Genomic DNA, 16,720 nt, shown 5'->3' with positions numbered 1-16,720 from the left:
AAGCGGGCGACGAACACAACGCGCCGAGGCCGCTCGCCAAATGCTAACCGACAGCTGCTGTTGAATTGCCGTCATACATTCGCTCGCTGAAGCGGCGGCGTTGCCGGTCCTGAGAATTCATACTTAAAGCAAGTCTTCAGGTCGCATCGTCAAAATGATTTTCCCGACGTTCTGGGAAGATTCCATCCGGCGGTGAGCATCGGCAGCCCTTGAGAGCGCAAACGTGCTGTCGACAACCGGCTCAAGGCTTCCGGCACCCTCAAAGCGATCAAGCCAGTGCTCGCGGAAACGCTTGATCATCGCGTGCTTCTCCGGCTGCGTGCGCGACTTCATGACCGTACCGATGATTTGCAAGTGGCGGTAAAGAATGTCCTCCAGCGCCACCGTGACGTTTCCGCCACCGGCGAGAATCCCCACCTGAACCAAGCGACCGCCCCGTGCAAGGGACGCAATATTGCGGGCGAAGTAGGGCTGTCCGATAAAGTCGATGATCACATCGACGCCGCGACCCTGGGTTTTGTCGGCGATCACTTCAGCGAAATCCTGGGTCTTGTAGTCGATCGTCACGTCAGCCCCCAGATGCTCGACACGCGCCAACTTGCTTCCTTCGGTTGTCGCATACACCGTGGCGCCGGTGGCGTAAGCCAACTGCACAGCGGCAGAGCCGACGCCGCCAGCGGCCGCGTGAATCAACACTGAATCGCCAGCCTTGAGCCGAGCCAGATGCATCATTGCTTCATGGGCCGTGACGAAGACCTCGGGAATGGCTGCCGCGTGTACATAGTCAAGCTGCGCGGGGATGTGCATGGCCATGCGGTAGTCGATGCGGGCCAACTCGGCGTAGGCACCGCCGCCGACCACGCCCATGACTCGATCTCCCACCTCGAACCCTGTCACCGCGCTCCCTTTGCCGATCACTTCGCCGGCGATTTCCAGGCCGATGATCAGCGAGTCACCGAAGTTCGGATGGCCGTACCCACCGGTCCGGTGAGTCAGGTCCGCACGGTTCACCCCCGCGGCATAGACACGCACCAGCAGGTCGTCAGGACGGACTTCAGGATTGGCGACCTCTACTAGTTCCAGGACGTCTGGCAGACCAAACTCTTTGATGTTGATGGCTTTCATTCAGTTGTCCTCCGTTTCGCTAAACGTGGCATTGGCGATAGCCGATGCGGTGATGGCGCCAGGGAAGCCCACGTAAAAAGACAGGTGCGTGAACGCGCGCGCGGCTTCCCGAGGACTTTTGAAATTGAGCTTGGACATGGCGAGTTCCTTAAACCTGGCTGATGAATTTGTGGGTGAGATAGTGCTCGATGCCTTCAATGCCGCCTTCGGAGCCGTGACCGCTTTCTTTGATGCCGCCGAACGGGAGCTCGGTTGCGACGATGCGGTATTGGTTGATCCCAATCATCCCGGCCTCTAATCCATCAGCGACATCAATGGCTGTGCGCGCGCTGGAGGTGAACGCGTAGGCCGAGAGTCCGTAGGGCAGGCGGTTGGCTTCTTGCAGTCCATCGGCTAGCTCATCGAACGGCATCAGTACGGCGATGGGGCCGAAGGGTTCTTCGTGCATGACGCGGGCGTTCATCGGCACATCCGCGAGAACGGTGGGCTGGAAGAAGTAGCCTTCGCCTGACAAGGCTTCGCCACCGACCAATACCCGTGCACCTTTCTCGACGGCATCGGCGACCAGTTCTTCCATTTTTGCCAGCTGCCTTGGGTTGGCCAACGGTCCGACCTGTGTGTCCGGATGCAGGCCGTCGCCGATTCTCAGCGCTTGGGTCGCAGCGACAAAGTGATCGACAAAGGCTTGATAGGCGCGACGCTGGATCAGAAACCGAGTGGATGAAATGCACACCTGCCCGGTGCCGCGAAACCGGTTCGCGACACCTTCGACGGCGGCTTTTTCAATGTCGGCATCTTCGAATACCAGCACCGGTCCGTGCCCACCCAGTTCAAGGGTGATGGGCTTCACGCCTTCAGCAGCTCGTGCAGACAGCAGACGACCGATGGGCACCGAACCGGTGAAGGTCACTTTGCGAATGATCGGTGAGGCGATCAGATGGCTGGACACTTGGTCCGGTACGCCGAAGACCACTTGCAGCACACCCTTGGGCAATCCTGCATTGTCGAGTGCACGCGCCAGGGCCAGCGCTGTGGAAGGGCTTTCTTCACCGGGTTTGAGAATGACGCTGCAACCCGCGGCAAGTGCTGCCGAGAGCTTGCGTGCCGGGGTGATGGCCGGGAAATTCCATGGTGTGAATGCGGCCACTGGGCCGATGGCCTGGCGTTTGACCAGTTGCAATACGCCTAGCCGGTTGGACGGGACCACACGGCCATCGATACGCCGTGCGCTTTCGGCGAACCATTCGAAATACTCCGCCGCACGGGTCACTTCATCCAGGCTTTCTTTCAGCGGTTTGCCTTCCTCCAGGGTCATCTGCGCGGCAATCTGCGGTGCACGTTCGAGGATCAGGTCGGCGGCACGCTTGAGGATCTTGGCGCGTTGGTCAGGCACGGTCTGGCGCCACTGCTCGAAGCTCAGGCGAGTCACTTCAAGGGCATGATCAAGGTCGCCCGCGGTGGCGAGTGGGACGCGTCCGATTTCCCGGCCGGTTGCCGGGTTAACGACGGCGGCAGTATCGCGCCCTTCGGCACTGATCCATTCACCACCGATGAAAAGATAAAGCGGGTCGTAAGAAGTCTTCATGATGTGCCCTTCAGTTGGTTGTCGGAGATTCAGATGAAACCCGGCGCCTGTTCAGGCGGCCTGTGCAACCCAGTCTATGGAAGGAGGGGCCATTGATTTAGACGGGCCAAAGGGAATCATTGTTGTCGCCAGAGGTAATATCGAGCCGCGGGCCGAACGTGTAGCATCCGGAAAAATGCGCGTTATCACGGGTGAGCATCAGATCTACAGGAAGGTCGCGATGGATAAGCTTTCGAACATGTCGGTGTACATAAAGGTTGTCGAGATGGGCAGTTTCACGGCCGTGGCCAATCATCTGGACTCAACGGTCGGTAACGTATCGCGTGCTGTCTCCGCGCTTGAAAACGTGCTCGATGCGCGCCTGTTGCAACGCTCGACCCGACGCCTCTCGGTCACCGATGCGGGGCGACGGTTCTATGAGCGCTGCACGAAAATTCTGGCTGATCTGGAGAGTGCCGAAGCCGAAGCCAGCAATGCCGCGCTGGAGCCTCGGGGAACACTGAGGGTGCATTGCGTCCCCGGACTGGCCCGGCATCTGGTCACCGGGGCCGTGCTGGAATACCGCCAGCAATTCCCGGAAGTGACCGTGGATTTATTGCTCTCGCAACGCATGCCTAACCTGTTGGAAGACCAACTGGATGTCTCGATTCTGATCGCCCGAGCGTTACCCGATTCGGCGTATGTCAGCCAAAAGATCGGTGTCAGCCATTGTGTGCTGGTGGCGTCGCCAGACTACCTGGCTCGGAATGCGGCCCCCGAGACGCCTGAAGATCTGCGCGATCACCAGTGTCTGCTATTGGGTACCGTTGACTATGTGCGGGATGAGTGGCAGCTGAAGAGCAAGGCAGGGGACGCGACATTTGTCCCGACAGGGCCAAGTTTCAGCGTCAACGATATGGATGCGATGGCACATGCCATTCGAGAGGGGGCGGGGATTGGCTTGCTGGCCGGGTTCACGGCCGTCGACGATTTGCGTTCCGGCAAGCTCGTGCGGATTTTGCCTGACTACCATACCTATGAGCGCAACGTGTACGCCGTCTATACCTCCCGGCAGTTTGTCGATGCAAAAATCACCCGGTTTATTGAAGCGCTGAAAGATCGGGTTGGCAGTCAACTGGCGGCCACGGCCAAAGAACTTATCGATTGAAATGCCGCAGGGCAAAAAGGTATTTGTGCCTCGATGAACACGCTTCGAGGCGCAATGATTGGCGAACAGGTTGCTTATCCCTGGCTGCAACGGCCCATGACGCTATAGGCCAGTACGTGCTGTTTGCCTTGTGAATCCTGGTAGGTCATGTGCGTCGGCACGACTGCGCAAACATCCGGCACCGGGTCTTCATAGATGACCTTCGCGACATCAAGGTGGGTGCCGTATCCATATTGCTCAACAGGTTTAGTCTTTGCAGTACCGTCCTGTGCCGCTACCACAGAGCTGAAGCCCAAGAGTGCGACGATGATCATTGCCGTTTTCATAATGAGATTTCCTAAAGTAAGTGTGATGTTGCTGGCAGGACGAACTTTAGGCTTGAGGGTTTTGCGCAAACAGGCGCGGATCAGGGAAAGACTTTTCTCAATTCCGAACACAATCGTGAGGTGTCTGACGATAGCGCTTTTTTTATTTGTGGCCGTCCACTTTTGGGCGATTGCGGCCCTTCGCGACAGGCAGAAATCGGCCAAAAGCGGACTCTCGAGGTCTATCGCTTTCTACCCGTAGTAACCGGTCAGCCCGGTAGACATTGTCTAGTGAAAACGTCTGCTCAGGCCTGGCTGATATCCAGCAATCGAGGCATGGCAATCGCCAGATAATCCTGCGTATCGAGCACCATCGACGCATCCAGCCGCCCCGCGTTGAAGGCTATTTCGGCGTAGCCTGTGGTCAAGGCTGGATCGACGATCAATTGAATCCGCTCATCGAAAACAAAAGGAGGGATGGCGCCGATCCGGCACCCGGTCAGTTCCATGGCGGTTTCGGCCTTCACCAGCTCGGCTTTTTTCCCGCCCAGGGCCGCTCCGACTTTCTTCATGTCCAGCTTCTGGTCGCCCGGCAGTATCACCAGTGCATAGGGTCCGGCCTGACCCTTGAGGGCGCAAAGCATGGCCTTCGCGCCTTGGCCGGGCTCGGTGCCACGGATTTCGGCAACGCGCGCAGACTGGCCCTCGGCGTCGTGCATCAACACCCGGTAGGAGGCTGAGTGGGCATCGAGTAGGGCCACGAGGCGATCGAACATGGGATGCATGTAGTTTTCCTCTGGTTTACAGGAACAGGTCGTAGGACAGTTTGCTGATCAGAATCACCAGTAACACCAGGAATAGAGCCCGGACAAAGGGCACGCCTTTATGAACCGCCAGCCAGGTGCCCGTGAGCGCGCCCAGGATGTTGAATGCCGCCATGGGGATTGCGATCAGGTAGAGCACGTTACCCGTGGGAATGAAGAATATCAGTGCCGCTACGTTGGTCGCGATGTTCACTAGCTTGGCCGATGCCGAGGCATGAAGAAAGTCGAAGGCGAAGCAGCGGATAAACAGGAAGATCAGGAAGCTGCCAGTGCCGGGACCGAACAGACCATCGTAGAAACCGATGGCGCCGCCGATGACGATCGCCAGCAGTTTTTCCTTGGTGCCGATGCGCATGGGTTTGTGCAGGGCGCCGAAATCTTTTTTCCAGAAGGTGTAGATCGCCATCAGTACAATCAACACCAGCACCGCCGGCCGGATCATCGACTGGGGTACGAACGACACCGTGGCGGCTCCGAAGAAGGCCATGACAAAGGCCGCGCAGGCGGCGGGGATCACAAGACCCCAGTCGATCACCACCTTGCGCACGAAGGACCGGGCCGCGAATGCGGTGCCGCAGGCGGCCGCGACCTTATTGGTACCTAGCAGCGCCGCCGGTTGGGCGGTGGGTAGCACGTTGAACAGCGCGGGAATCTGGATCAGTCCGCCGCCGCCCACCGCCGCATCGATCAGGCCGGCGGCGAAGGCGAACACGCAAAGGATGACAATGTCGACCATGAAATCAGGCTCTGACTATGTAGGGTTGATGAGGGTCCAGCGGTAACACGCGTGCCGGATCATTGACCCCGAAGACACGCAACATCCAGCGATCACGGCCGTCGTAGCGGGGTGTAAAACCATCCCGGGCATGCAGGGTTTGCTGGTTCTTGAAGATCAGCATGTCCCCTGGTTGCAGCATTACGGGGTGCACGACATCGGGATGATTGGCGGCGGCGGCGAACAGTTGGAGGGCAAACTGCGCATTGGCGCAGGTCGCTTCGACACTCGCTTTGTTGTAGCGGCAATACAGGCCATCGGTTGCGCTTCTGTACAGCAAGGGGACATTTTCCAGCACATTCCCCTGTTTGCCGAAGGAGGCCGGTCGGCGAACGGTGAAATTCGGTCGTGACAATTCTTCTTCGACGTAGGCCGGCAGGATGGCCAGCACCTCGTCAATGGCGACGATGCGCGTCGGCACGTCGAGCTCGCAGCGCAGGCCGGTCAGGGACAGGTACTCCGGACAGGCCGACAACTGCGAGACCGGTTCGCAGGTCAAAGGCAGGTGAGGGTTGTCGACATGCATGTCCAAATCCGCGCGCGAGCCATAGGAGCTCTTTTCGGTCTCTCGCTTGTGCTTGGGCGATACGTGACGGAACACTGTGTCGTTGCTTTCACCCTCGTACGCCAGCGGACGGGTTTGCAGAGTTTGCAGCACGGACAAAATAGCCCCGGCCAGAATCGACAAGTTCTCGATACCCGGCTCCAGGTCATAGGGCGTGGCGGGCAGTTGCGGGTCCAGCGGCAGCCCCCTGACGATCATCGCCACTTCACGGGCCTGTGGAAAATTGCGTAGCTGCTGGATTTTCTCGCTGCACAGGACACTTTCCAGCAACCGCCCCAGGATCGGCATGTGGCGGATACCCGAGGCGCTATCGGTCACGTCCAGCGATGCCAGACCAGCCTGAAGTGTGCGTTGTTCTTCGAGCGACAGATGAATTTGCCGTATCTCCCGTCGGGTCGAAGTCACTGATTTTCTTTCCAGCCATTCATGCATTACTTCATCAGCACAAGCTGCGGCTTTCCCGATTACTTCATCCAGCTTCGACACGTCCTTGCGCTCCTGTCTGCCCCATCCTTCTGGGTTGAGCGGGAAGGTTAACGGAAGAGCCTTTTTTGTGTTGCAATGCCGCGTTGTGAAAAATGCAATGAGGTGGAGAGTGGCATTGAATATGTTGGGGGAACTTGAAGCCTTCGCGACCGTGGCTCGCAAGCGCAGCTTCGTCGCCGCGGCACGGACGCTGGGACGCTCCCCCAGCGCACTGACCCGCGCCGTTCAAGCCCTGGAGGAAAGTGTGGGGCTTAAGTTGTTCAATCGCTCGTCCAATGCCGTGAGCTTGACCGAAGCGGGTGAATGCTTATTGCCCCACGCGTACAAAATGCTCGACCTGCAACGTGAGGTGGATGAAGACCTGGCCGGTCTCAGCGGCCTGGCCTCCGGCTGGATCCGTTTTTCCGCCCCCGAGCTTCTCGGACACGGGGTATTGCCCCGGTTGATCGCGCAATACTGCGAGCGCTATCCAGAAGTTAACATCGACGTGATTTTCACCGATGAGATCATCGACCCGGCCAAGAGCAAGCTGGACTTCTCGATTCGCGGCGCGTTTCCACAATCCAGCGACTTGATCGGCTTTGCGCTCTGGAGTTACTCACGTTACCTGTATGCCAGCCCCGGCTACCTGGAGCGCAACGGCATGCCCGATTCCATCGAGGCACTGGAGTCGCATTCGCTGATCCTGCATACGGCGCCGCGGATTCTCAAGGAATGGAATTTTCGCAGTGAGGAGCAGGCCATCAGCTTTCGGGTTCATCCAAAATTTCGTTTCAGCTCCGGTCTGGCGGTATTCCAGGCAGCCTTGGCGGGCGTCGGGATCGCCCGCTTGGCGGATTGGATGGCGGAGCCCGAAGTGGAAGCGGGGCGCTTGCTCCGGGTTTGTCCTGAGTACAAGCTCACCTCCAGCAGCGGTGAGAGCCCACAGATGCACGCGGTGTACCCGGCCGGAAATTTGCCGCTGCGGGTGAAGGCATTGATGGAGATGATCCGTGGCTTAGGTGAAAACCTCGAATGTAAACGCGGTTCAGCACTCATATGAGGTTACGGGGCGTTCAGGCAGTTGATGAGACGCTAACACGCTGAAACCCACCCTCGGCTACCGCAGACGAGCATCGACAAGATGCTACGCCGAGGATTTTGTATTAGAACTTCACTGGCGCGATGGTGATTATCGACGCCGGCAATGGGTGAAAAGCAGGAAAATGCCGCGCCCATATCGGCGCGGTCCCTGACGGGGCGCAATTCCCCAAACACCAATGCCCCTGTGGGAGCGAGCCTGCTCGCGATGGCATAGCGTCAGCCAACATCAATGGAAGCGCTGGCCTCCTCGCGATCACACTGGTTTTTTGATGTTTACCGGACGATATCTTGAGCGCTTGGCTGATTGTTGCCTGTCACGAACGGCTGCAATCGACCCAGAGCTGCCACTCAGCTCGCCGTTCAGACCGTTTTACACGTTAACCAGGCACCCCAGAACAGACTGCTGAAAAAACGGGTAGCGTCCCCAAACCCCGCATCATGCAAAAGCTTCTGAACAGCCGCCTCAGAATGTGGAGGGTCAGCGCCTTGAAGAATTTTCCCAAGTTTGACTTTCACTTCATCCGGACTGGCTCCGTGCTGCCGCCAACGTTGCCCCCAGGCGGCGAGGAGCAACGGCTGGCTGGCATAGGCATATTGGTTGCCGGCGACAATCAGCGGAGCCCCCGGTTTCAGACGAGCCTGAATGGATCGCAGAATCTCTCCCTTGGCATCATCCCCATCGAGATGATGGAGTACACCGATCAAAGTGGCTGCGTCGTAGGACTCATCTGCGGCCAAGTCTTCAACGTGCCCAAGGTGCATGTCCGTTCTTTCAAGCATGTTGTTGACGACTAACTGCTGTTTCGCGGTTTCCAGCATCGATTCAGATGGATCAACGGCGGTGAAGCGCCAGCCCGGCTCAAGCCTGGCCATCGAGATGATCTCCTGCGCCGTACCGCCAGCGCCGACTACCAGTATTTTTGCCGAGCGAATATTTCCAAGACTTGCCGCGAGCATGCACGCCACCAAGTCCTGACAAGCGTCATAACCTGCCAGTGCGATACGGCTCTGTCGTCCATATTCACTAGCCCGAGCATTATCAAACTTTTCAGCAGAGTTAATTGGTGAGTTCAAGGTGGTTCTCCATGTCCTTGAATCAACTTAGGTCATAAAGAGTAATAACAAAAATTAATTAATTTTATTAATTGCATTCCTACTGGGAATACTAAGGCGCTCAGGTATCGTCCAAGCGACAGTTAGCTTAGGGTCGATTTCAACTGGTCGTGGCAGGCAGCAATCGGCTCAGGCCAATAGCAGTCATTCAGGGCAGTACAAACGGCTGACTTTTCACGATGAAGAAGAGTGAATGAGATCTCCTGTCGAGTGGTGGATCCGCTCAACATTCCAAGGGAGCCAATGCTCAGTTCACTCGTACCAAATGGTCAGCCACAAACGCCTGACCGATTAGAACTGATGGCCTCCTGGTGGGGTTTTACGAAAACAGTCTTGGCTGCGACAGCCTTATCGTTGGTACGTGGCAGGCTGATCAGATTGGACGCCCCAATTCTTGATCAGCCTTTCACGTTAACCCCGATACAGGCACTCACCGTTATAGTGTGCCCGCCACGCTTTCATGCAAACGGCAGTGGCACACGGAATGGTTGGCAATTAGTGCTTTAAAAAATTTACTCAATTAAGTATTTTGCAGCGATACCGGGGCGATAAGCGCCCCTCTTTTTACTCGTGACAAGGATCTCCTGTGAGCGGACTGCGTGAACGTCAGAAAGCCGAACGCCGGCAAGCTATCAGCAAGGCCGCGATCGAGCTGTTTGAGCGCCAGGGTTTCCAGAACACCACCATCGAACAGATCGCCAGCCAGGCCGGGGTGTCGCCGCCGACGGTGTTCAAGTACTTCGGCAACAAGCAGGAAATCATCCTGGAAATCCTGCACCACGCCGATCAACGCGCAATCACCGACACCCGCAGCAGGATCCACGAAATAGACGATCCGGTCGAGGCGCTATGCCACCTGGAACGCCTTCTTACCGGCTATGCGTTGGAAGTCATGCACCCCAGCCTGTGGCGTGAACTGCTGCCACTGATCCTGTTCGGTGGCAGCAATGAACTGCCCGCAGGCTATCGGGCCATGAATGATGCGCTCAGGGCCGAGATCAGCGAGCTGCTGCGGGAATTGCAACGGGCCGGCAAGCTGCGCCCGCAACTCGATGTGGAATTGGCCGCGTTCCTGTTGAACGACTATTCGCACCTGCAACTGTTCAGGCTGGTGAACCAGGAACACCCGGATATCGACGCGCACTCTACCCAGGTCAGGCGTATCACCGAGCTGCTGTTCTACGGCATGCAGGCCTGACAGCTTCCAGGGTCGGGCCTCAGTAAAAGCGATAGCAGCGAATCACCACCTGGTCAGCGCCCGGGTAATGCACCAGGCCGATAAAACTTGAACGGGTGAGCCAGTCCAGCCGCCCCTTGGGCACCTGGAACACCGGCGTGCAGGTGCAGCGGTACTCCGTTTCAGGAATCGGCCATTGGCCGTCGCGCTCCAGCTGGCGTCCGTACTCAGTCATGGTCAGCACGCCGCGGTTACGGATGTTGATCACCTCGCCTTCGTCGGTCCTCACGCTGTAGCGGGCATCCAGTTGACCAATGCCATCCGGGCGCAAAAGAAAGCAATCTTCTCCGCCCGCCAGGACCTGGCCGCTGATGCCGACCCCATCGAAATCCCCGCCCACTATCGGGTAATTGCAGCGCAGGCCTTCAACGCTGGCGCCCAGCATCACACCTGGCCCTATCGCGACGCGAAGGGTCAGCACTCGCTGCAAGTTGGGGGCAATGTCCGCCCGTTCAGTCATGGCAAGCTCCAAGCCCGGCGCGCACGCACCGGGCCACACTGATCAGCGGTTGCTCTTGATGGCGGTCCAGGTGCGGGTACGGATGCGCTCCGCGGCAGCCGGGATCGGCTCCAGGGCGAACAGGGTCTTGCGCGCTTCGTCCGGCACATACATGTTCGGGTCGTTGCGGATGCTGGCGTCCACCAGCACAGTGGCGTCCTTGTTCGGGTTGGGGTAGCCGATCTTGTTGCTGATGCGCGCAATCACGTCCGGGCGCAGGATGTAATTGATGAACGCATGGGCCTCCGCCAGATCGGGTGCCTTGGCCGGGATCATCATCACGTCCGACCACATCGGCGCGCCTTCCTTGGGCAGTGCCATCTCGACCTTGACGCCCTTGCCAGCTGCATCTGCCAGTCGTGTGGCCAGTGCGACACCGCCGGACCAGCCCACGCCCACACAGATATCACCGTTGGCCAGGTCCATGCCGTAGCGTGACGAGTTGAAGTAACTGACGTAAGGGCGAATCTTCATCATCAGGGCCTGGGCTTGTACATAGTCCTCGCGCTTCTGGCTATTGGGGTCGAGGCCCTTGTAGTGCAAGGCAATCGGCAGGATCTCGTTGGCGGCGTCGAGAAAACCCACGCCACAACTGGCGAGCTTGGCGAGGTTTTCTTCCTTGAAGATGATGTCCCAGCTGTTCATCTGCACGTCAGGGCCGAGGGCTTTGCGCACCTTGTCGACGTTGTAGCCGATCAGCGTGGTGCCCCACAGGTAAGGCACGGCGTAGCGATTGCCGGAGTCACCTGCGGTTTCCAGGGTTTGCATGAATTGCGGGTCCAGGTGCTGCCAGTTTGGCAACTGCTTGCGATCCAACGGCTGCACGGCCCCGGCCGTGATCAAGCGTCCCAGGTTGGCGGAGCCGGGAAACACCACGTCATACCCGGAGTTGCCCGTCAGCAGCTTGGACTCCATGGTTTCGACGCTGTCGAACACATCGTAAACCGGGCGAATGCCGGTTTCCTCCTGGAAGCTCTTGAGCACCTCGGGTGGCAGGTATTCGATCCAGTTGTAGATCCGTACGGTGCGTTCTTCAGCCAGGCAAAAACCACTGATGAGCAACGAGGCGACAGTGCCCAGCACGGTGTTACGCAAAAATCTGTTCATGATCAAAACACTCCAGCGCGGCCGCGATGGCTCGCAGCACTTAATAGCGGTAGGTGAAATACAGTTCCAGCGCACTGAACATCTGGTCGTTGCCGAACACCTGTTTGGCGGCGGCCAGTGGCTTGACCCAGTTGTAGGACAGCGACGTATAGAACGACGGCGTGGGTGTCCAGTCGAGGAAAACCACACTTTCGTCAGCAAAGCGCCGATCGCTGACCGGTGCGCCCATGTAGTTTTTCTCGTCCAGCCAGAACTGGTAGTGAATCGCGCCGAGGGTCAGGGTGTCGTTGAGGTGGGTCTTGAGGGAGAACTGCTGAACGTTTTCGTTGCTGTTGAACAGCAGGTAGTTGCCGACCACGTCCCCGACCAGCCAGGTGCTCCAGTCGACGAAGCCTTTGCTCAGTGGGTCCCAGGTTTTCTGGCGGTTGTCGGTGAGGTTGTCGTCGCCGGAAAAGCTCGCGTAGCGGTAGCCGAGGATCGGCGTCAGCGGCAAGGTGCTGAAGGCATAGTCGGCCTGGGCATACCAGGCGTTGGCATCGTAGTCGACACCCTCGCCGCTGCCACGCTCCAGCGCGTACTCGGCATTCAGCGTCAGCGCCTGTACGCCGGGCACCTTGGCGTTGAGCGCCCGCAGGTTGTACACCTGCATCCCGTCCCGACGGCGCGGGAGCGTGCTGCCTCTGGGGCCAAGGGCGTTGACCTTCATGGCCATGGCGCCGAGCGTCACCTGGTCATCGAGGTTGTAATCGAGGTTGACGCCGGTCATGCGGAAATCGCCCAAGTCGTCATCGGTACGCAAGGTGAAGGCCTGAGACTTCAGCGCGCCATGATCCCAGGCCAGGATCGCCGAATCCTTGAACGCGGTTCGCGGGCCGAGCCAGTAGGCGCCATCCTTGTACTGGTCGAGGTTACCGTCCATGACGATGAACCCCGTACCGATCATGTAGTTCTGGCGGCCGGCGGTGAGCTTCCACTCGCCGGCGCGAAAACCGCCGTAGAGTTCTTCGGCTGCGGCCTTGCCATCGGAGCTGCGGCTGAAGCCACCCGCATCGCCATCGCCGAAGGTGCTCGCCGCCACCAGGGAACCGCCCGCCAGCAGGCTGAAATCCGGTTGCAACGCATACTCAAGCTTGACCCCCGGCTTTACGTAGACCTCTTGCCAGTTGATCCTGGCGCCGCCGTTTTTACCGTTGCGTGCATCGACCTGGCCGCTGCCGAAGTTGACGCCACGGGTAAACAGCGTCGCCCCACCCGCCGTGAGATTGACTTCACCCTTGAGGTTGCCGTCCTCAAAGGTGTAGCCCGCCAACGCGACGTGGGTGGTCAAGGGTAAGCCGAACGCTAACAGCGCTCGGGAAAAACGCTTGGTGAAAACCATAAGAAGCTCCTGTGGAATTATTGTTGTTACAGGGCAGTCAATGGCGACGCAGGGCGCCGCCAACACATGGGCAAGCCAGGTGAATAGAACGCAAGACTCTTATTGTTTGGGCGTGGATCAGTGACTCAGGTGCGCGGTGATCGCGCGCAGCATGCGCACGCTGTCGTTATCGAACGGGCTGACCGCATCGGTGAGCGACGATTGCTTGACGATCACCACGCCGGACGGCTTGTCGATGAACAGGTATTGGCCGTGGATCCCTCCGGCCATCAGGGCCTGGCTGTGGTCGTTGAACACGTACCACTGGCTGCGATAGGACGCACCTGGCGTCCAGCTGGAGAACTCGGCATTTTGCGCGTAGATCGCCGGATCAGAACCGGCGGCGATACGGGCCACGGTCTCGGGCGACAGCAGCTCAACACCGTCTTGGCGACCGTCGTTGGCGAGCAGGCGGCCGAAGCGTGCCATGTCTCTCAAGGTGGCACTGAAGCCCGCCCCGGCAACGTTACGGCCCCAGGGATCAGCCATGAAATAACCGTCGCGCTCGCACCCCAAGCGCCCCCAGATCTGTTCCAGCATCTGACTGCACGCCTGGCCCGAGGCACGTTCCATGACCCATGCCAAGACTTCGGTGGTGGCGGTCACGTAATGGAAAAAGCCGCCGTGTGCGCCACGTTTTTTCAGTGACGGCAGGTATTGGTACAGCGATTCAAACTGGGCGTATTGCGCCGGTGCCGGCTGGAAACCGCAGGCATAACCGTACTGCGAACTCTCGGAGGCGGGATCGTCATACACCTCGCTGTAGTCGATGCCCACCGCCATGTCGAACAACTGACGCACCGTGGCATCACCAAACGCACTGCCCACCAGCTCAGGCACGTAGTACGCGGCGGGCAGCTCGGGCTTGAGCATGCCGTTGGAAACCAGTTGTTCGCCGAGGGTGCCGATCAGCGACTTGGTCACCGAGAACATGATGTGCCGGTCATCCGCGCGCTGGCCGTTGAAGTAGCGCTCGAACAACACCGTATCGCCCTGCATCACCAAAAAGGCGTCGGTCTGGCTGGCCACAAGGTGTTCGATAACGCTGATGCTCAGCCCACACTCGCTGTCGAAATACAGGCGGTCCAGCGCCTTGGGCGCTTCCTTGAGCTGACCGGCAGGCGTTGAACCCGCCGCCACATCAATCGTGGGACGCAGCCGCGCCAGATGACGGAACCCCCACTGGCTGAAGGGCGCGCGCATCCAGTTGTGCCACGTTACTCGGTGATTCGGCTCGGCCGGGAAGCCCTGCATCAGCGCAGGTGCCACGCGGGTTGCAAAGGACGACTCGTTGGCCTCGACGTAAAGAGTCGCCAGTACAGAGGGGATTTTAAGACTCATCGGGATAACCCTGAAAATGACTCTGCGTGGGAGCAGATGCACAGGAATAATTATCCGATATTTTATTTTAGTCAATAAAACATTTTACTCGATATCTATTCGATCAATTGTACGACAGCAAACCAGTGGCAAGGAGGTCCCTCGAGAAACGCCCATGGCGTGGGCAAGAACGCGAAGATCTTTTCCGAGGTCAATGCCTTCGCAATCAGCGGTATCAGCCGTTGCGACACGATCAGCGTCCACCTTGACACCGGCTCAATCCTCAACGGCAGCGCATTAAGCTGCTTGTGGAGTTCAAGCATCGGCTGGAGCCTGCCGTACAGCTGCACCCCGCTGGCCGCCGATAAGGTCGCCGCCGACGTCAAGGCCAAGGCCGGCGCGAACTGAGAACACCAAGCTTGGGCGATGACGAGCAGCCCGACGGCCTCTCGGCAATCAGCGTTCGCAGCTCCGACAAGCATGATGTTCAGCTGAATGTCATTCATAACGCAGCGCTGTGGCCGCGGCTGTTACACCCTGCGCAGCGAGGACAAGATCTGCTGCTCGTTCGGCGATGACGACGCACGGCGCCATCGTGTTGCCGACGGTAATTCGCGGCATGATCGAAGCATCAGCGACGCGCAGTTTATCGATGCCATACACGCGCAGTTGATGGTCGACCACCGACATCGTATCTCGGCCCATTTTTGCGGTGCAGGACTGGTGCCAGTAAGTCACGGCAGAGTTGCGGATGAACTGCTCCATAGCGCGATGTTCTTTCGGACCGGGCACGACTTCGCGTTTGACCAGCCCGTTGAAGGCTTCGCTGTTACCGAGCGCCCTGCACAGGTCGATCGACGCATACGCCGCGATCATATCTTCGGGCGCGCTCAACGAGTTCGGCTCAATGAGTGGGACATCCAGTGGCCCGGCACCCGACAGGCGCACGCGCCCTCGACTGGCAGGCCTGGCCAGCCCAGCGAACATTGTCCAGCCCTGTTGTGGCGGCTCAATCGCGACCTCAGGCGGAGAGGGGACTGCAAATGCCAGTTGACACTGCAACAGGTCCGGGACATCCAGGCGACTGTCGCTTTTCCAGTACAAAGTGGTTTCGCCCCCGCCGCTACCGACTGCCTGGGGGCGTAGATACTCCCACGTACAGCCAAAGGCGAGATGGTCCTGAAGATTCTGGCCCACGCCGGGAAGGTGATGGGTGGGTGCGATGCCGTGGTTTCGCAGTTCATCTTCCGGGCCGATTCCCGATTGCATGAGCACCTTGGGTGTCTGCACCGCGCCCATGGACAGGATGACCTCGGCTGCGGCATAGAAGCACTGCCGTTCGCCGGCGATCAGCACTTCGACACCGATAGCCCGTGTACCGATAAGCAATAGGCGGGTCACCAATGCCCCTGTCAGCACCGTCAAGTTCGGATAGTGCAACCGTGGCCGGATGTAGGAGTCGTAAACAGATTCGCGCTTGCCCTGGTTAATGCGCAGGTCGGTAATAGCGATCCCGCCCGGGCCTTCCATCATCTCGCCATTGGGACTGTCGAACCGGGGGATACCCAGACGGCTGGCCGCCTCCAACGTTGCCCACGCGAGGGGTTGAGGCGTGGCCGGCTGTTCGACATGCACGGGGCCACCTGAACCACGCCGAGTGGCATCAGGGCTGCCTTGCCAGTTCTCGATCCTGCGGTAGTAATTGAGTACCGAATCGTAGCCCCAGGCCGGGTCGCCGGACTCGGCTGCGAAATGGTCCCAATCGGAGCGGTGCCCGCGCGACCAGACCATCACATTGATGCTGGAGCCACCGCCGAGTCCCTTACCCATGCTCAGGGATAGCCGTCGACCATTGAGGTGCCGATTGGGTTGCCCCTCGAATGCCCAGTCGCGCGTTGAACCTAGGTTCATCGGCCATTGCGCCGGTTCGACAACCTCAGGGCCCGAGTACCCCTCGCCAGCTTCAATCAGCAAGACGCGTGCGCTTTGCTGATCGGCGAGACGGGCTGCGACCACGCAGCCCGACGTACCTGCACCGCACACAATGAAGTCATAGTGTTGATCACGCAGATGATTCATGCGCACGCTCCGTATCGATGCAGCGATTGAGTTTGCGGTTATCAGTGGCGTCA

General features: G+C 58.9%; 16 protein-coding genes and 2 pseudogenes. 5 read left to right on the top strand and 13 right to left on the bottom strand.

Annotated elements, in window-relative coordinates; all coding sequences use genetic code 11:
• Positions 1-123 precede the first annotated feature (123 nt).
• From FBY10_RS12325 to FBY10_RS12315, 3 genes are read right to left on the bottom strand one after another with little or no spacing between them, the layout of a single operon-like run.
• Positions 124-1,125, bottom strand: coding sequence for an NAD(P)H-quinone oxidoreductase (locus FBY10_RS12325; RefSeq protein ID WP_145336395.1), 1,002 nt, complete (start codon positions 1,123-1,125; stop codon positions 124-126).
• Positions 1,126-1,263, bottom strand: a complete 138-nt coding sequence (locus FBY10_RS12320) for a hypothetical protein (RefSeq protein WP_237683209.1) — start codon at positions 1,261-1,263, stop codon at positions 1,126-1,128. It abuts the gene before it with no gap.
• A gap of 10 nt (positions 1,264-1,273) precedes the next feature.
• Positions 1,274-2,710: an NAD-dependent succinate-semialdehyde dehydrogenase gene (locus tag FBY10_RS12315; RefSeq protein ID WP_145336393.1), complete on the bottom strand. Its 1,437-nt coding sequence runs from the start codon at positions 2,708-2,710 to the stop codon at positions 1,274-1,276.
• A 220-nt stretch (positions 2,711-2,930) separates the two neighbouring features.
• Here FBY10_RS12315 and FBY10_RS12310 point away from each other — a divergent pair, with 220 nt between their 5' ends.
• Complete coding sequence (locus tag FBY10_RS12310; protein WP_131699811.1) at positions 2,931-3,857, top strand: LysR family transcriptional regulator; 927 nt, start codon at positions 2,931-2,933, stop codon at positions 3,855-3,857.
• A gap of 74 nt (positions 3,858-3,931) precedes the next feature.
• Here FBY10_RS12310 and FBY10_RS12305 read toward each other — a convergent pair whose 3' ends face one another.
• From FBY10_RS12305 to FBY10_RS12290, 4 genes are all read right to left on the bottom strand, one after another.
• Positions 3,932-4,183 carry a DUF2790 domain-containing protein gene (locus FBY10_RS12305; RefSeq protein ID WP_145336525.1) on the bottom strand — a complete coding sequence of 84 codons (252 nt, stop codon included), beginning with the start codon at positions 4,181-4,183 and terminating at the stop codon, positions 3,932-3,934.
• 284 nt (positions 4,184-4,467) lie between these two features.
• On the bottom strand, positions 4,468-4,947 hold the full coding sequence (locus tag FBY10_RS12300) for a YbaK/prolyl-tRNA synthetase associated domain-containing protein (RefSeq protein ID WP_131699809.1): 480 nt from the start codon (positions 4,945-4,947) through the stop codon (positions 4,468-4,470).
• Between the two features lie 16 nt (positions 4,948-4,963).
• Positions 4,964-5,722 (bottom strand): TSUP family transporter, encoded by a 759-nt coding sequence (locus tag FBY10_RS12295; protein WP_027603982.1) that lies wholly within the window; start codon positions 5,720-5,722, stop codon positions 4,964-4,966.
• Positions 5,723-5,726: 4 nt separating this feature from the next.
• Entirely contained in the window at positions 5,727-6,812 is a 1,086-nt protein-coding gene (locus FBY10_RS12290) for a TauD/TfdA family dioxygenase (protein WP_145336391.1), read from the bottom strand.
• Between the two features lie 109 nt (positions 6,813-6,921).
• On the opposite strand from FBY10_RS12290, the gene FBY10_RS12285 reads away from it, so the two are divergent.
• Positions 6,922-7,854, top strand: a complete 933-nt coding sequence (locus FBY10_RS12285) for a LysR family transcriptional regulator (protein WP_145336389.1) — start codon at positions 6,922-6,924, stop codon at positions 7,852-7,854.
• A 401-nt stretch (positions 7,855-8,255) separates the two neighbouring features.
• Here the strand turns inward: FBY10_RS12285 and FBY10_RS12280 are convergent, their stop codons facing one another.
• Complete coding sequence (locus FBY10_RS12280) at positions 8,256-8,969, bottom strand: bifunctional 2-polyprenyl-6-hydroxyphenol methylase/3-demethylubiquinol 3-O-methyltransferase UbiG (RefSeq protein ID WP_145336387.1); 714 nt, start codon at positions 8,967-8,969, stop codon at positions 8,256-8,258.
• 282 nt (positions 8,970-9,251) lie between these two features.
• On the opposite strand from FBY10_RS12280, the pseudogene FBY10_RS31710 reads away from it, so the two are divergent.
• Both FBY10_RS31710 and FBY10_RS12270 read left to right on the top strand, forming a co-directional pair.
• Positions 9,252-9,422 (top strand): annotated as a pseudogene (locus FBY10_RS31710) (serine hydrolase); the annotation flags it as partial.
• Between the two features lie 172 nt (positions 9,423-9,594).
• Positions 9,595-10,206 carry a TetR/AcrR family transcriptional regulator gene (locus FBY10_RS12270; protein ID WP_131699802.1) on the top strand — a complete coding sequence of 204 codons (612 nt, stop codon included), beginning with the start codon at positions 9,595-9,597 and terminating at the stop codon, positions 10,204-10,206.
• A gap of 19 nt (positions 10,207-10,225) precedes the next feature.
• Here the strand turns inward: FBY10_RS12270 and FBY10_RS12265 are convergent, their stop codons facing one another.
• The 4 genes from FBY10_RS12265 to FBY10_RS12250 form a co-directional block, all read right to left on the bottom strand.
• The gene (locus FBY10_RS12265; RefSeq protein ID WP_131699801.1) at positions 10,226-10,705 is read right to left on the bottom strand and encodes a DUF3237 domain-containing protein; all 480 of its coding nucleotides are present in this window, start codon (positions 10,703-10,705) and stop codon (positions 10,226-10,228) included.
• A 42-nt stretch (positions 10,706-10,747) separates the two neighbouring features.
• Entirely contained in the window at positions 10,748-11,851 is a 1,104-nt protein-coding gene (locus FBY10_RS12260) for a polyamine ABC transporter substrate-binding protein (protein ID WP_145336385.1), read from the bottom strand.
• 40 nt (positions 11,852-11,891) lie between these two features.
• Entirely contained in the window at positions 11,892-13,229 is a 1,338-nt protein-coding gene (locus tag FBY10_RS12255; protein WP_145336383.1) for an alginate export family protein, read from the bottom strand.
• A gap of 117 nt (positions 13,230-13,346) precedes the next feature.
• The gene (locus FBY10_RS12250; RefSeq protein WP_145336381.1) at positions 13,347-14,609 is read right to left on the bottom strand and encodes a serine hydrolase; all 1,263 of its coding nucleotides are present in this window, start codon (positions 14,607-14,609) and stop codon (positions 13,347-13,349) included.
• Between the two features lie 138 nt (positions 14,610-14,747).
• Between FBY10_RS12250 and FBY10_RS12245 the strand changes: the two are divergent.
• A pseudogene (locus FBY10_RS12245) lies at positions 14,748-14,996 on the top strand (pectate lyase); the annotation flags it as partial.
• A 90-nt stretch (positions 14,997-15,086) separates the two neighbouring features.
• Here the strand turns inward: FBY10_RS12245 and FBY10_RS12240 are convergent.
• Positions 15,087-16,667 (bottom strand): GMC family oxidoreductase, encoded by a 1,581-nt coding sequence (locus tag FBY10_RS12240; protein WP_145336379.1) that lies wholly within the window; start codon positions 16,665-16,667, stop codon positions 15,087-15,089.
• Positions 16,668-16,720 lie beyond the last annotated feature (53 nt).

Origin of the sequence: Pseudomonas sp. SJZ103 (genome assembly GCF_007828335.1) — a bacterium.
Classification (GTDB): Bacteria; Pseudomonadota; Gammaproteobacteria; order Pseudomonadales; family Pseudomonadaceae; genus Aquipseudomonas.
Note: the sequence above shows the minus strand (reverse complement) of the source record. Positions and strands in the feature narration are given on the sequence as shown.

What these genes read in the sequence shown, in the direction of transcription:
- FBY10_RS12325 (WP_145336395.1), bottom strand. Translation starts at nt 1,125, where the DNA reads ATGAAAGCCATCAACATCAAAGAGTTTGGTCTGCCAGACGTCCTGGAA.
- FBY10_RS12320 (WP_237683209.1), bottom strand. Translation starts at nt 1,263, where the DNA reads ATGTCCAAGCTCAATTTCAAAAGTCCTCGGGAAGCCGCGCGCGCGTTC.
- FBY10_RS12315 (WP_145336393.1), bottom strand. Translation starts at nt 2,710, where the DNA reads ATGAAGACTTCTTACGACCCGCTTTATCTTTTCATCGGTGGTGAATGG.
- FBY10_RS12310 (WP_131699811.1), top strand. Translation starts at nt 2,931, where the DNA reads ATGGATAAGCTTTCGAACATGTCGGTGTACATAAAGGTTGTCGAGATG.
- FBY10_RS12305 (WP_145336525.1), bottom strand. Translation starts at nt 4,183, where the DNA reads ATGAAAACGGCAATGATCATCGTCGCACTCTTGGGCTTCAGCTCTGTG.
- FBY10_RS12300 (WP_131699809.1), bottom strand. Translation starts at nt 4,947, where the DNA reads ATGCATCCCATGTTCGATCGCCTCGTGGCCCTACTCGATGCCCACTCA.
- FBY10_RS12295 (WP_027603982.1), bottom strand. Translation starts at nt 5,722, where the DNA reads ATGGTCGACATTGTCATCCTTTGCGTGTTCGCCTTCGCCGCCGGCCTG.
- FBY10_RS12265 (WP_131699801.1), bottom strand. Translation starts at nt 10,705, where the DNA reads ATGACTGAACGGGCGGACATTGCCCCCAACTTGCAGCGAGTGCTGACC.
- FBY10_RS12260 (WP_145336385.1), bottom strand. Translation starts at nt 11,851, where the DNA reads ATGAACAGATTTTTGCGTAACACCGTGCTGGGCACTGTCGCCTCGTTG.
- FBY10_RS12255 (WP_145336383.1), bottom strand. Translation starts at nt 13,229, where the DNA reads ATGGTTTTCACCAAGCGTTTTTCCCGAGCGCTGTTAGCGTTCGGCTTA.
- FBY10_RS12250 (WP_145336381.1), bottom strand. Translation starts at nt 14,609, where the DNA reads ATGAGTCTTAAAATCCCCTCTGTACTGGCGACTCTTTACGTCGAGGCC.
- FBY10_RS12240 (WP_145336379.1), bottom strand. Translation starts at nt 16,667, where the DNA reads ATGAATCATCTGCGTGATCAACACTATGACTTCATTGTGTGCGGTGCA.